Raw genomic sequence first — 14,628 nt, forward strand, 5'->3', positions numbered from 1 at the left:
TCGCGCACTCAGTCCTTGGCCAGTTTCCCTCGGGTTTTCTCGGCGCTGACCTCTGTTTTTTTGCTCGAATCGGCAATACTGTTCGCGTTACCGTGAATTCTTTCCTGGCTGACCCTGAATTCTTTCCAGAACGCTTGGGAACGCTCGCTGCCACCTTCTGCCATGGCCGAAGTAGAACCCAGCGCCAGCACAGTAATAAACAACACTTGAATCCTGTTCATATCGTTCATCTCATCCAGATTAAACTTCAGATCCAACAGCCATTTGCCCTTGGAGATAGTTCAATCATAAACAGGTGAAACTAACAGGACGGTGAGTGCTTCATTACATTATTGAAAGAGTAACAACTTGATAGATTGTTAAAGCAAGGCCAGTGGATATTCGACAATCAGCCGCACCTCATCCAGGTCCGACTCGAAAGCCGTCGCCCGCGTGTTCGCCTGCCGCAGCCGTAATGACATATCCCTCAACGAGCCGGACTGCACGACGTATTTGACTTCGAAATCACGCTCCCAGCGCTTCTGATCGGTCAATGGGTTGCCAGCGGCATCCCGGCGCATGTACACGCCATTGGCATTGGAATAGTCCACATCAGTGCCTTTGCCATAACGGGTCATGAACGACAGTCCAGGCACGCCGAAGGCTGCCATGTCGAGGTCGTAGCGGACCATCCACGAGCGTTCCCCGGGTGCGTTGAAGTCGCTGTATTGGATCGAGTTGTCGAGAAAGATGGAGTCGGATTGACGCAGATAATCGAAATCGTCGTCGCCGTTGTTACGTTGGTGCGACAACGCCACGGTGTGAGCGCCGTACTTGACGCCGACCTTGCCGCTCCAGATGTCGTTGTTGAATTCGCCCAACTGTTGCTTGCCCTCATCCACCGCTTTGTAATAGTTGAAGCCGGCAAAGGCGCTGAGAGTGGTCGAGATCGGATACTTGAAGCTCGCGCCGCCGTAATACTGGTTCCAGACATCCTTCAAACGACTGGAATAGAGGCTCAGGGACAGGTTCGAATTGACCTCGTAATCACCGCCGAAGTAGCCCAGCCAAGGGGAATCGACCGCGCCACCATAGAAGGTGACGAAGCCGTCGCGCGGGTTGCTCGAAAGCGGCTGGCTCATGGCATGCAAGCGCCCGCCTTGAACCTTGAGCCCCTCGATGCCGGTATTCTCGGCAGTCACCCCGCGAAAGCTCTCCGGCAACAGACGCGAGTCGCCGTAGTGCACCACCGGGGTCGTGGGAAATACGTCGCCGACTCTCACCACCGTGTCGAATGCACGGAGCTTGGCGGCTCCGCCGACCTTGCTGAGTTCATCGCCAGCCTTGCCGTTACGATCGACCGGCAGCATGTCGAACGAACTACGCCCGCCATTGCGACCATCGCCGGTATCGAGTTTGAGCCCGAGCATGGCGAATGCGTCGACGCCCACGCCCACGGTGCCCTGGGTAAAACCCGACTCGAAGCGGCCGATAATGCCATGCGCCCAGGCCTCGGAATAACCGTTGCCGGTAGGGCTGGACTGGCCCTTGCGATCATCGCGATTGAAATAGAAATTACGATTGAGCAACGTCAGGCTGCTGCCCTCGATAAAACCCTCCCTTGAATCTTCGGCCACGGCCCATTGCGGTGCAAAACTTGCCAAAGCCGAGAAAACAGCCAAAGACCTCGTGATTCTTTTTCCCATCTGCAACTCCAGAATAATCGGCAGTTATTAGTGTTATGTGCCGCCCTGAAAGTTGTTTTCCATGGTATTCAGGGGACATCGACCGTTCATGGCGACCGATGTCCTATCCTTGCAACTCGCGGATAACCTGAAGATGATTCCCCTATTACAATTCTGTCACCTGATGATTTCCTCCTGTTCTTCCTTTCGGTGCGCCCAATAGTAAAGTGCCGGCAATACCAACAATGTCAGCGCGGTAGAAGACAGAATTCCGCCGATCACCACCGTCGCCAAAGGCCGCTGCACTTCAGCCCCGGTACCGGTTGCCAGGGCCATCGGAACAAATCCCAATGAGGCCACCAATGCGGTCATCAATACTGGACGCAACCGGGTCAAGGCGCCTTCATCGATGGCCAGGCGCAGGGGGCGCCCCTCTTCGCGAAGGTTACGGATAAAGGCAATCATCACCAGGCCGTTGAGCACTGCCACGCCCGACAGGGCGATGAACCCGACGCCGGCAGAAATCGACAGGGGAATATCGCGCAGCCACAAGGCAAACACCCCGCCGGTCAGGGCAAAAGGAATGCCGGTAAACACCAACAGGCCATCCTTGAGGTTGTTGAACATCATGAACAGCAAGGCGAACACCAACAGCAAGGCAACCGGCACCACGATCTGCAGGCGCCTGGCCGCCGATTGCAGTTGCTCGAACTGACCACCCCAGGTGGTCCAGTAACCGGCCGGGATCTGCACCTGTCGCTCGATCTGCTCGCCCGCCTCCTGCACGAACGAACCGATATCGCGGCCACGCACATTGGCGCTGACCACCACCAGCCGCTTGCCGTTCTCCCGGCTGACCTGGTTGGGACCCAGCACCAGATCGAGGCTGGCCACATCCGCCAGGGCGATAAAACCGATCTGCTCGGCGCTGTCGACTGTGGCCGGCACCGGAATCAGCAGACGGGAGAGCCCCTGGATGTCGGTGCGCAGCTTGTCCGAGAGCCTGACGACCATTTCGAAGCGCCGATCGCCCTCGTACAGCGTGCCCGCCTGCCGACCACCGACGGCCACAGCAATGGTGTCCTGCACGTCGCCGACGTTGAGGCCATAGCGAGCGGCCTTGTCGCGGTCGATGTTGATCGTCAGTACCGGCAAGCCCGAGGTCTGTTCGACCTTGACCTCCGAGGCCCCCGTGACCTTCTGCAAGGTCTCGGCAATTTGCCCGGCAGTCTTGTTGAGCACGTCCATGTCATCACCGAAAACCTTGACCGCAACGTCGCTGCGCACCCCGGAAATCAGTTCGTTGAAGCGCAGCTGGATCGGCTGCGAAAGTTCATGGTTGCTCCCCGGCACCACCGCGCTGGCGCGCTGGATATCCTCGATCAGCTGCTCGCGACGCTTGCTCGGATCCGGCCACTGGTCCTTGGGCTTGAGCATGACATAGCTGTCGGAAATGTTCGGCGGCATCGGGTCCGAAGCGATTTCGGCGGTGCCGGTGCGGGCAAATATTCGCTCGACTTCCGGCACCCGTTCGATCACGGCCTTTTCCAGCTGCTGCTGCATCTGCACCGATTGCGTCAGGCTGGTTCCCGGCACCCGCAGGGCCTGCAAGGCGAAATCGCCTTCACTCAGGCTCGGAACGAACTCGCTGCCCATGCGGCTGGCCACCAGCCCCGAAAGCAGGATGGCCGTGACTGCCACAGAGAAAGCTGCCGGGCGATGGCCCATCACCCACTTGAGCACCGGCTCGTAGCCACGCCGGGCGCTGCGCATCAGCAGGTTATCCTCTTCCTTTACCTTGCCGGTGACCAACAGCGCGATCGCTGCCGGCACGAAGGTCACCGAGAGAATCATGGCGCCGAACAGGGCGATGACGACGGTGAAAGCCATGGGATGGAACATTTTGCCTTCCACCCCGGTCAGGGCGAAGATCGGCAGGTACACCACCATGATGATCAACTGCCCGAACACCAGCGCCCGCCGCGCCTCCTTTGCCGCCGCGAACACTTCGTGCATACGTTCGGAGCGCGTCAGCGTGCGGCCATGCTGTTGCTGGGCATGGGCCAGGCGCCTGATGGCGTTTTCGACGATCACCACCGCACCGTCGACGATGATGCCAAAGTCCAGCGCGCCCAGGCTCATCAGGTTGGCGCTGACCTTGTTGGCGAACATGCCGGTAAAGGCGAACAGCATCGCCAGTGGAATGACCATCGCGGTAATCAGCGCCGCGCGAATGTTGCCCAGGAACAAAAAGAGCACCGCGATCACCAGGATCGCGCCTTCGACCAGGTTGTTCCTTACCGTGGCGATTGCTTTGTCGACCAGCGTCGTACGGTCGTACACTGTGACCGCAACCACGCCCTTGGGCAGGGAGCGGTTGATATCGGCCAGTTTCGCCGCGACAGCCTGGGAGACTGTCCGGCTGTTCTCGCCGATCAGCATGAACACTGTACCCAGCACCACCTCACGACCGTTCTCGGTGGCGGCGCCGGTACGCAGTTCCCGACCCAGGCCGACGTCCGCCACGTTCCTGATGCGAATCGGCGTGCCATCGATATTGGCCATGACGATGTTGGCAATATCGTCGGTGCTGGCGACCTGACCCGGTGCGCGAATCAACAACTGCTCGCCGCTGCGCTCGATGTAGCCGGCGCCGACGTTGGCATTGTTGCGCTCGAGCGCCGTGACCAGGTCGGTCAGCGTCAGCTTGTAAGCGGCCAGCCGCCTGGGGTCGGGGGCAATCTGGTACTCCTTGGCGAAACCGCCGATGGTGTTGATCTCGGCTACGCCCGGTACGTTGCGCAACTGCGGCTTGATGATCCAGTCCTGGATCACCCGCAGATCGGACAGGGTATAAGCGCTGCCGTCTTCCTTCAACGCGCCTTCCCTGGCTTCAACCGTCCACAGGAAAATCTCGCCGAGCCCGGTCGATATCGGCCCCATGACCGCTTCAACCCCTTCGGGCAATTGCTCGCGTGCAACCTGCAAGCGCTCGTTGACCAGCTGGCGGGCGAAGAACAGGTCGGTGCCATCCTTGAAGATCACCGTCACCTGGGACAGCCCCGAACGCGACAGCGAGCGGGTTTGCTGCAAGGCCGGCAAACCGGCCATGGCTGTCTCGATCGGGAAGGTGATGCGCTGCTCGGTTTCCAGCGGCGAGAATCCCGCCGCCGTGGTATTGATCTGCACCTGGACGTTGGTGATGTCCGGCACGGCGTCGATCGGCAGCTTCTGGTAGCTGGCGATGCCCAGCCCGGCCATGAGCAGGACAGCGAGCAACACAATGATGCGCTGCTCTATCGCGAACTGAATGATGCGTTCAAACATGAGGGACTACTCGCACGGGTGAGAATCAGTGGGCGTGCTCGGCCGAGGCCTTGCCCAACTCCGACTTGAGAACGAAACTGCCGACGGTCGCGACCCACTGGCCTGCCTGCAGGCCCTGCTTGATCTCGACATGCCCGGCTTCGCTGGCGCCCAGTACCACTGGTTGGGCGAGAAATCCCTCGGCAAGCCGGATAAACACCGAAGGCCTGTCTTCCAGGACCTGGATGGCTTGTTCGGGCACCGCGACCAGGGCCGGGCGTGTGTCGGTCGGCAACAGCACCGAGACGAACAGCCCCGGCCTCCAGACGCCACGAGGGTTGTCCAGGGTCACCCGCACGGTTGCGGTGCGGGTCTGCTCGCCAAGCAGGCTGCCGACATAGCTCACCGTGCCGGTCACCTGCTCGCCGAGTTCGATTGCACTGATCGTTACCGGTTCGCCAACCTGAACCTTGCCCAGGTCCTTGGGGGCAACGCCGAAGGTGGCCCAGACCCGTGACAGGTCCGACAGGGTGAAGGCATTGCTGGCCTCGCTGACCACCTCGCCGGGCACCAGATGCTTCTCCACCACCACGCCGTCGAAGGGGGCGCGCAACTCATAGCGGTTACCCCCGGCCAATACGCTGCTGCCACTGATCGCGCTCATCTTCTGGCGGGCATTGTTCACGGCAATCTCGGCTTCCTGCAGGGCCTGCCGTGCCTGCAGAAAGTCTTGCTCGGCAGAGATTTTTTCCTGCCATAGCTGTCGTTCACGCTCATAGGTGGTGCGTGCCAGCTCGACCCGACGCTGGCTCGCCGCCAGCTCACTGCGTTGATCGGAAATCTGCTGACTGGCGATGACAGCCAGCAGGTCCCCCTGCTTCACCGCTTGGCCGAGACTGACCTGGACCGACTCGACCACACCCGCAGCCCTGGGCACCACGTGGGCTGTCCGGTCTTCGTCGAAGCGGATTTCCCCAAGCAGCGAAAGCGTATTGCTCAGTTGCCGCGGACGGGCCTGGGCCACTTCGATCCCGGCCGCCTGGATCTGCTCGGCACTGAGCACCAACCGGTCGGCCTCGCCTTGCGGCTGCGCAGCCTGGGCATGCCCGTCTTCGCCATGTTCGTCGGCCTCTTCATGCCCGCTCCGGGTCGCTGTGGGGGTGCTGCCGAGCTCGCGTTGCACCCAGGCCCCGCCCCCTAGCCCGACCGCCAGGGCCAAGAGACCGACCATGATGTATTTCTTGTCCATGTAAACTCCTGAGAGCATCCGACCCAACCGCGACAGCACGTAAGCGACCCTCACGGCAGGCCCGTTGGATTCGATAGAAAGAGCGCGCCAAACGCGCGAAGGAATTCATGAATGCACCAGTGCCGAGGCTCCTGGACCTGGAAGTTCATAAGGTCCAGCGGGTTGTCACCGAGCAGCAGGGCACTGGCACAGAAAAGGCAAAGCACTAGCCGCTTGAATTTCTGCATTCCTGGGCAGACAGGAGGTGATCACTGCGTGTTGGAGAGATCGCCGAACGCCCGCTCGATCTGCACCCAGGCGTCGGTCACCTGCGCAGCCGCCTGGAGGTATTGAGTACGGGCATTGATCAGGGTCCGTTGTGCATCGAGCACATCGAGGAAACCGAACTTGCCCATTTCGAAACCCCGGGTCGCGACATCCACCGCATTCTGCGCGGCGGGCAGGATGATCTGATTGAACGACGTCACCTCGTTCTGCGCCGTATTCCACTGGTCCAGCGCCTGACGCACGTCCGTGCGCAAGCGCAACTCGGCGGCATTGCGCAGATCGCGGGCCTGGTCGGCGCGACGCGCAGCCGCCAGGATGTTGCCCTGGTTGCGATTGAACAGTGGGACAGGCATCGACAGCCCCACCACATTGACCCGCTCACGATCAGTTTCGCTGTATTGGCTGCCCAGGCTCACCCTCAGGTCGGGGATCCGCTGGCTTCTCTCAAGCCCCAGCGAAGCCTCGCGCTGATCGACCTGCAATTGCGCCAGACGCAGGTCGGCGGTATCGCCTATACGCCCAAGCAAGCGCGCGGCCTCGGGAACTCTCTCGGGAACGGCAATACCCGACTCGACCCGACTGAACTGCGCGAACGGCGCACCGGTAACCTCGGCCAATTGTTGATAGGCATTGGCCCGCTGCGTGTGCGCGCGGCTCACTTCCAGACGTACTTCCGACAACTGCACCTGAGCGCGAGTGGCTTCGACAGGCGAGGCTTTGCCGGCCCTGATCCGCCCTTGGGCAATGCTCAGGCCCCGTTCGGCCAGTGCCTGCGACTGCTCGGCCAGCTGCTGGCGCTCTTGCGCGCGCGCGGCGCCCGAGAAGGCGCCGATGACATTGGCGCGCAACAGATTGCGCTGGCGCTCCAACTCCACCTGTGCGACATCCTGGCCACGCCGCGCCAACTCAACGCGAGCACCACGCTTGCCGCCCAATTCCACTGCCTGACTAATGCTCAAGGTGGTGGTTCGCGAGTTTCGCCGGGTGTCCTCCGCTTCCCAGGACAATTCGGGATTGGGCACCAGGCCGGCCTGCTGTCGATCGCCCCGGGCAATTTCAATGCCCCACTGCGCCGCGGCCAGCTCGGGGTTATTGGCCAATGCCGTCTGCAGGGCCTCCTCAAGGGTGAGCGTCGGGCCTGACGCGGCCGGAAGGCGCGCACTCCAGCTCACTGCCAGGGCCACGATCACAACGCAAAGCCCCAATCGCTGCCTGGCGCCCCCCCTGGTTCTCGGTCGATAAAGTTCGCTGTTCCACTGCACTTGCACACTCCTCCACACGATTGCCCTACGCCTTCATCTATCACCGACTGCGTATGAATGACGAAACAAGACAACAGTAACTTCTGTGAGGGAGCAATGTAGTTTCCGAGCTTTATCAGCAAGGTGACCGGAACATTACAAATACGTCATCTCAGCATTTCCACCCAAGTAATGAACTAGTATGGCTATTACATTTCACATCACCCATACCTTGGCCACTTGTTACGACGTGCAACAAATTCGGGAGATGCTGGCGCGCTACAGCCCAGGCCCGGCAAAGAATTACAGGTTGACCCTGAAGCCACTTCAGGGTTGATAATAAAAAATCAAAACACTCATTAATTTGGTGTTAATGCGCCTACCTCACCACTACTTACTTTTAACCAAAAAGAAAACTCACAATAAAAACTCTATGTTTTCTGAACCAAACTCACCCATCAACACTGACTTCATAGAGTGCCTGCCCCATGCGAATCCTGATAATCGAGGATGAAACCAAAACGGCCGAATACCTGCATCAAGGCCTGACTGAAAACGGTTATATAGTCGACAGCGCCAATAATGGCGCCGATGGCCTGCACCTGGCCCAGCAACAGGCCTACGACCTGGTGGTTCTCGACGTCAACCTCCCGCAGCTCGATGGCTGGGGGGTACTGGAACGGCTACGGAGCCATGGCAATACCCGCATTATGATGCTCACCGCTCGCGGCCGTCTGGCCGACAAGGTCAAGGGGCTGGACCTGGGGGCCGACGATTACCTGGTCAAACCTTTCGAGTTTCCCGAACTGCTGGCCCGGGTGCGCACCCTGTTGCGCCGCAGCGACCAGAACATTGCGCCCCAAACCCTCAAGGTCGCCGACCTGGAACTGGACCGAGGTCGCCACCGCGCCTACCGTGGCAACCAGCGCATCGACCTGACGGCAAAGGAATTCGCGCTGCTGCACCTGTTGATGCGCCAGAGCGGCGAGGTGCTGTCACGCACCCAGATCATTTCTCTGGTCTGGGACATGAACTTCGATTGCGATACCAACGTGGTTGAAGTGTCGATCCGCAGACTACGTGCAAAGATCGACGACCCCTTCGACAATAAGTTGATCCACACCCTGCGCGGCGTCGGCTATGTGCTGGAGTCACGCGAATGAAAGCCACCCGTCTTTCGCTGCGGCTCGGACTGACTGTCAGCCTCATGGGTGCTGGCCTGGTGGTGCTGCTGGCGACCCTGGCCGTGCTGGCCCTCGATCACGAGCTGAACACCCGGGTAGAACGTGATCTGGAAAAGAAGATGCAGCAGTTGCAGCACAACCTCAGCGTGGAGCTGAAGGCCAATGACCTGTCCTTGCGCCCCCATGCCCTGCTCGATGTGGTCATGGGGCATGACAACCTGAACCTGACCATTTTTGGTCCGCGCCAGGAACAGCCGGCGCTAGTGTCGCTGGGGGCAGGCGTTGATAATCGTCACCTGGCGCAACTGGAGCCACACGAGCATCTGAGCTATCGAAGCTGGACCGACAGCGACGGCCAGCGGTTGCTGACCGCTTCGCAGTTGATGCGCCTGCAAGGTCGCGAACCGGTGCGGGTATTGCTGACGGTCAACCGCGCCGACGATGAACAGCTGCTCGGTGCCTATCTGCGCTCGACGGTTATCGCCTTGCCGCTGTTGTTGCTCTTGATCGGCGTCGCTGCCTGGTGGCTGGTGCAGCGTGGGCTGTTGCCGCTGCGACAATTTCGCCGGGTTGCGGCCAAAGTATCGGCCCAGGACCTGTCACATCGACTTTCGGTGGATAAACTGCCCCAGGAGCTGAGCGAGCTGGCCCACGGCATCAATTACATGCTCAACCGCCTGGACAACGGCGTGCAGCAACTCTCGCAGTTTTCCGATGACCTGGCGCACGAACTGCGCACGCCCATCAGCAACCTGATGGGCAAAGCCCAGGTCACCCTGGCCAAGGAGCGGCCAGCGGAGCAGTACAAGGCCGTGCTGGAGTGCAGTATCGAAGAACTCAATCGGGTCACGCGGATCATTTCCGACATGCTGTTCCTGGCTCAGGTCAGTCATCCGGCCGCCCTGGCGCCTTTTGAGCAGGTTGTGCTGGAAGACGAAGTGCAACGCGTTGCTGAGCTGTTCAGCATCGCCGCCGAAGAGAAACGGATCGGCTTGCAGATCAGCGGCCGGGCAACGGTGGCAGGTGATCGACTGATGATTCAGCGCGCGTTATCCAACCTGCTGTCCAATGCCATACGCCACAGCCCCGCGGGAGCGCAGATCGGCCTGGATATCGAGCAGCATGCAGAGGGTTTGTCAGTGGCGGTGAGCAATGGCGGGCCGGGTATCGCCGCCGAACACCTGCCGCATCTGTTCGAGCGTTTCTACCGCGCCGACAACAGCCGCTCGCGGCTCGAAGGCGGGACCGGCCTGGGCCTGGCGATCGTGCGCTCGATCATGAACCAGCATCAGGGTACCGTAGAGGTAACCAGCGTACCGGACGGCCTTACGGTCTTTCGGCTGTTTTTCCCGAAGAGTGCATCGCTTCAATTTCCAGCCACTTTTTCGACTACTTTGTCTGGAAGGTGACCAAACAGACGGGCATCGTTGCCCGCCTTGAGCACGACTTTTACCTCTGACGCTACCCTGAGGATCCAGACATGAGCAATCGCCAAACCGAAATCGCCCTGGCCCTGCAGGTCGTGCCACCCTTCACCGACGATGCGGCGCTGAAGGCCGAAGTCGAACGCCGCAAGGCCTTCATCAAGCAGTGCCTACGCAATGCCGGGGGCAAAGTGCTGGTGCTGGGAATCAGTGGCGGCGTCGACTCGCTGACCGCTGGCCGCCTGGCACAGTTGACGGTCGAGGAACTGCGCGAAGAAACCGGTGACGCCAACTACCGTTTCATCGCCGTACGCCTGCCCTACAACATCCAGCATGACGAGCAGGATGCCGCCGCGTCGCTGGCCTTTATCAAGGCTGACGTGGAAGATACGGTAAACATTGCCGCCAGCGTGCTTGGCCTGGGCGATCAAGTCGCCCACCTGCACGGGCTGACACCAGAGCGACGGGATTTTGTGATCGGCAATACCAAGGCGCGGATCCGCATGGTTGCCCAGTACACCATTGCCAACGCCAATAATGGCCTGGTAATCGGCACCGACCATGCCGCCGAAGCGGTCATGGGCTTTTTCACCAAGTTCGGTGATGGTGCCTGCGACCTGGCGCCTTTGAGCGGCCTGGTCAAGGGTCAGGTGCGGGCGATCGCGCGTTTTCTCGGAGCTCCCGAGAGCCTGGTGCTCAAGACCCCTACCGCCGACCTGGAGGAGTTGCGCCCCGGCATGCCCGACGAGGAATCCCATGGGGTGACGTACGCCCAGATCGACGCCTTCCTGCAGGGCGAAACGGTCAGCGACGAGGCCTATCAGATTATCGTGCGCACCTACGACAACACCCGGCACAAGCGCCAATTGCCGTTCGTGCCGTGACCTCCTGAGGCCGCTGTGCGCCCTGGCGCAGCCTGGCGGCAGCGGCTACAGCCAGCTGCCGCCACGGGCCTCGAAACTCAACCGCGACTGGCGGCCAGGATCAGCGCTTTCATTTCCGACACAGCCGACTTGAAGCCGACAAACAGCGCATGGGCCACCAGCGCATGGCCGATGTTCAACTCGTTGATGCCCTTGATCGCTGCCACGGCTTCGACGTTGTGGTAGTGCAGGCCGTGACCGGCGTTGACGATCAGGCCCTGGGCCAGCCCGAACGCCACCCCGTCGGCGACCCGCTGCAACTCTTCGGCAACTTCGGAGGGGGTCTGCGCATCGGCATAACGACCGGTATGCAGTTCGATGGCCGGCGCACCGACCCGGCGCGAGGCTTCGATCTGACGCTCGTCGGCATCGATGAACAGGGAGACTTCCGAGCCCAGGCGCGACAGGCGCTCTACCGCTGCCTTGATCCGCGCTTCCTGGCCGGCCACGTCCAGGCCGCCTTCGGTGGTCAGCTCCTGACGGGTTTCCGGCACCAGACAGATATGCGCCGGGCGTATGCGCTCGGCGAATACCATCATTTCTTCGGTGACGCCCATCTCGAAGTTCATGCGGGTCTGCAGCACGTCCTTGAGCACCAGGACGTCGCGCTCCTGGATATGCCGGCGGTCTTCACGCAGGTGCACGGTAATACCATCGGCACCCGCCTCTTCGGCGTCCAGTGCGGCCTTGACCGGGTCAGGGTAGCGCGTGCCGCGTGCCTGACGCAGGGTGGCCACGTGGTCGATGTTCACGCCAAGAAGAATGCGGTTACTTGTGGTCACGGAGACTCTCCAGAAGATTGAGCGCTACAGCATACGATGTGCTCAGGGCTTTCGAAACAGTTCCCGACTGACTAATGGTCGTCCGCCCAAGTGCACGGCCAGGGCCTGACGCATCAGACGCTTGGCTGCAGCCAGCGCACCGGGCGCAGTCCAGTCGGCCTCGGCCATGGCCAGCAGCTCGTCACCCTTGAACAATCCGGGCTGAAACAGATAGACGCGTTCCAGGCCTGCATCCACCTGCAAGCGATACGAGCCCTCGACCGCCAGCGGATCCCCGTTGATATCCACATCCAGGGCAAAACCGTAGCCCAGTTCATCGAGCAGCCGCCATTCGAACGAGCGCAGCAAGGGTTCGAGCGCACGCCCGGCGGCCAGTGCCTGCAGGGTCGCGGCATAGTGGTCGAACACAACGGGAAGCGGATCTTCGGCGGGCAGCAGGCGAATCAGCAGTTCATTGAGGTACAGGCCACTGAACAAGGCGTCGCCATTGAGCCAGAGGCTGATCCCGGCGCTTTCCATGCGGCCGACATTTTTCAACTCGCCGCGGCCTCGAAACTCGACTTCCAAGGGCACGAATGGCCGTGCCAGGGTACCGGCCTTGCCCCGTGCCGAGCGCAATACCGCACGCAGCCGCCCTTGGGGCGTGAGGAAGTCCACCAGTGCGCTGCTTTCGCGATACGCCCGACTGTGCAAGACGTAAGCGGGTTGAGCGACAGGCTGACTCATGGAATCCAATAGGCTCGCTGACAGCGATGGAGGGAGGGTTGCCCGCCCGGTGCAATGCGCCGGGCGGGCCGGGTATTACAAGTCGCCGTAACCCAGCGAACGCAGGGCGCGTTCGTCATCGGACCAGCCGCCCTTGACCTTGACCCAGAGGTTGAGCATGACCTTGGAGTCGAACAGCAGCTCCATGTCCTTGCGCGCTTCGGTACCGATGCGCTTGATCCGCTCGCCCTTGTCGCCAATGATGATCTTCTTCTGGCCATCACGCTCGACCAGGATCAGGCCGTGGATGTGCAGGGTCTTGCCCTGCTGCTTGAATTCTTCGATCTCGACGGTGATCTGGTAAGGCAACTCCGCACCCAGTTGGCGCATGATTTTCTCGCGGATCAACTCGGCGGCGAGGAAGCGGCTGCTGCGGTCGGTGATCTGGTCTTCCGGGAAGAAGTGATCGTTTTCCGGCAGGTGCCGGGCGATCAGACCTTCCAGCGAATCGAGGTTGTGCCCCTGCTGCGCCGAAATCGGCACGATTTCCGCGTTTGGCAGCTGCTTCTGCAACCATTCCAGATGCGGCATCAGGTCAGCCTTGTCCTCGATGCGATCGGTCTTGTTGATCGCCAGGATCAGCGGGCCCTGGACGTACTGCACGCGGTCGAGCACGAGCTGGTCTTCTTCGGTCCAGCGGGTGCGGTCCACGACGAAGATCACCACGTCGACGTCTTTCAACGCCGCCGAAGCGGTCTTGTTCATGTAGCGATTGAGAGCTTTCTCGTTGCTTTTGTGCATGCCGGGGGTATCGACGTAGATCGCCTGGATATCGCCCTCGGTCTTGATCCCGAGCATGTTGTGCCGGGTGGTCTGGGGCTTGCGCGAGGTGATCGCCAGCTTCTGCCCGAGAATATGGTTCAGCAGGGTGGACTTGCCCACATTGGGACGGCCGACGATGGCGACATAGCCGCAGCGGGTTACGTTTGTATCAGTCATTGCCATTCTCCACGCCCAAGGCTATCAGTGCTGCTGCGGCCGCCACCTGTTCGGCGATACGGCGGCTCACGCCCTGACCTCGGCTTTTTTCGTTCAACAGGGTGATTTCACATTCGACGAAAAACGTCCGGCAATGGGGCTCACCCTGAATATCCACCACTTCGTAGCGGGGCAAATCGCAGGCCCGCGACTGCAGGAATTCTTGCAGGCGGGTCTTGGGATCCTTGTTGGTGTCGACCAGCGTCAGGCTCTCGAACTCGTTGGCCAGCCAGGACAGCACGCGATCGCGCGCCGTCTCCATGCCCGAATCCAGATAGATGGCGCCAATCAAGGCTTCCAGGGCGTCGGCCAGAATCGATTCGCGGCGGAAACCACCGCTCTTCAATTCGCCGGAGCCCAGGCGCAGGTATTCACCCAGGTCGAAACCACGGGCCAGCAGGGCCAGGGTTTCGCCTTTCACCAACCGTGCACGCAAGCGCGACAGCTGGCCTTCGCGTGCCTGAGGGAAGCGCTCGAACAGCGCCTCGCCGGCAACGAAGTTGAGGATGGCATCACCGAGAAACTCCAGCCGCTCGTTATTGCGGCCGGCGAAGCTGCGGTGAGTCAGGGCCAGGACCATCAGTTCCTGATCCTTGAAGGTATAGCCGAGCTGACGCTCGAGACGGCTCAAGGAAACGCTCACAATGTACCCACGCGCATTTCGTGGTCGAATTTCACCACCGGGCCAATGAACCGGGGCTCACACTTGTCTTCTTTCAAGGAGGCCGGGACCGCAGTCCCCGCCACCGTCACGCTTAACGCTTTGTTCAAATCCGGATCCTGCAGGCTGTTGGGCTAGGTGCCCATTCGGCACAGACTGTGGCGTCGCCAAGATCGATTGACCT

13 protein-coding genes are annotated in these 14,628 nt (G+C 60.8%); 3 read left to right on the forward strand and 10 right to left on the reverse strand.

Annotated elements, in window-relative coordinates:
• Window positions 1-8: 8 nt before the first annotated feature.
• From NVV94_RS21280 to NVV94_RS21300, 5 genes are all read right to left on the reverse strand, one after another.
• Window positions 9-257: a hypothetical protein gene (locus tag NVV94_RS21280; RefSeq protein WP_258444327.1), complete on the reverse strand. Its 249-nt coding sequence runs from the start codon at window positions 255-257 to the stop codon at window positions 9-11.
• 102 nt (window positions 258-359) lie between these two features.
• Complete coding sequence (locus NVV94_RS21285) at window positions 360-1,685, reverse strand: OprD family porin (RefSeq protein ID WP_258444328.1); 1,326 nt, start codon at window positions 1,683-1,685, stop codon at window positions 360-362.
• 156 nt (window positions 1,686-1,841) lie between these two features.
• Window positions 1,842-4,991 carry a CusA/CzcA family heavy metal efflux RND transporter gene (locus tag NVV94_RS21290; protein ID WP_258444329.1) on the reverse strand — a complete coding sequence of 1,050 codons (3,150 nt, stop codon included), beginning with the start codon at window positions 4,989-4,991 and terminating at the stop codon, window positions 1,842-1,844.
• A gap of 25 nt (window positions 4,992-5,016) precedes the next feature.
• Window positions 5,017-6,219 (reverse strand): efflux RND transporter periplasmic adaptor subunit, encoded by a 1,203-nt coding sequence (locus NVV94_RS21295; protein WP_258444330.1) that lies wholly within the window; start codon window positions 6,217-6,219, stop codon window positions 5,017-5,019.
• Between the two features lie 248 nt (window positions 6,220-6,467).
• Window positions 6,468-7,676, reverse strand: a complete 1,209-nt coding sequence (locus NVV94_RS21300; protein WP_258444331.1) for a TolC family protein — start codon at window positions 7,674-7,676, stop codon at window positions 6,468-6,470.
• Window positions 7,677-8,215: 539 nt separating this feature from the next.
• Between NVV94_RS21300 and NVV94_RS21305 the strand changes: the two genes are divergently transcribed.
• The 3 genes from NVV94_RS21305 (at window position 8,216) to nadE (ending at window position 11,219) form a co-directional block, all read left to right on the forward strand.
• Window positions 8,216-8,890, forward strand: a complete 675-nt coding sequence (locus NVV94_RS21305; protein WP_258444332.1) for a heavy metal response regulator transcription factor — start codon at window positions 8,216-8,218, stop codon at window positions 8,888-8,890.
• Window positions 8,887-10,320, forward strand: a complete 1,434-nt coding sequence (locus NVV94_RS21310; RefSeq protein ID WP_258444333.1) for a heavy metal sensor histidine kinase — start codon at window positions 8,887-8,889, stop codon at window positions 10,318-10,320. The genes NVV94_RS21305 and NVV94_RS21310 overlap by 4 nt, the downstream gene beginning before the upstream one ends.
• A gap of 71 nt (window positions 10,321-10,391) precedes the next feature.
• Window positions 10,392-11,219, forward strand: coding sequence for an ammonia-dependent NAD(+) synthetase (gene nadE, locus NVV94_RS21315; protein WP_258444334.1), 828 nt, complete (start codon window positions 10,392-10,394; stop codon window positions 11,217-11,219).
• Window positions 11,220-11,296: 77 nt separating this feature from the next.
• Here the strand turns inward: nadE and pdxJ are convergent, their stop codons facing one another.
• From pdxJ to NVV94_RS21340, 5 genes are all read right to left on the reverse strand, one after another.
• On the reverse strand, window positions 11,297-12,040 hold the full coding sequence (gene pdxJ / locus NVV94_RS21320; RefSeq protein ID WP_258444335.1) for a pyridoxine 5'-phosphate synthase: 744 nt from the start codon (window positions 12,038-12,040) through the stop codon (window positions 11,297-11,299).
• Between the two features lie 42 nt (window positions 12,041-12,082).
• A complete protein-coding gene (gene recO, locus NVV94_RS21325; RefSeq protein ID WP_258444336.1) occupies window positions 12,083-12,766 on the reverse strand; it encodes a DNA repair protein RecO in 684 nt (227 codons plus the stop codon).
• A 75-nt stretch (window positions 12,767-12,841) separates the two neighbouring features.
• Window positions 12,842-13,744: a GTPase Era gene (gene era / locus NVV94_RS21330; protein ID WP_258444337.1), complete on the reverse strand. Its 903-nt coding sequence runs from the start codon at window positions 13,742-13,744 to the stop codon at window positions 12,842-12,844.
• Window positions 13,737-14,426 carry a ribonuclease III gene (gene rnc / locus NVV94_RS21335; protein ID WP_258444338.1) on the reverse strand — a complete coding sequence of 230 codons (690 nt, stop codon included), beginning with the start codon at window positions 14,424-14,426 and terminating at the stop codon, window positions 13,737-13,739. Before rnc ends, era begins: the two co-directional genes overlap by 8 nt.
• Window positions 14,423-14,554 (reverse strand): hypothetical protein, encoded by a 132-nt coding sequence (locus NVV94_RS21340; RefSeq protein WP_258444339.1) that lies wholly within the window; start codon window positions 14,552-14,554, stop codon window positions 14,423-14,425. The genes rnc and NVV94_RS21340 overlap by 4 nt, the downstream gene beginning before the upstream one ends.
• Window positions 14,555-14,628 lie beyond the last annotated feature (74 nt).

It is taken from the genome of Pseudomonas sp. LS1212 (assembly GCF_024741815.1).
Taxonomy (GTDB): Bacteria; Pseudomonadota; Gammaproteobacteria; order Pseudomonadales; family Pseudomonadaceae; genus Aquipseudomonas.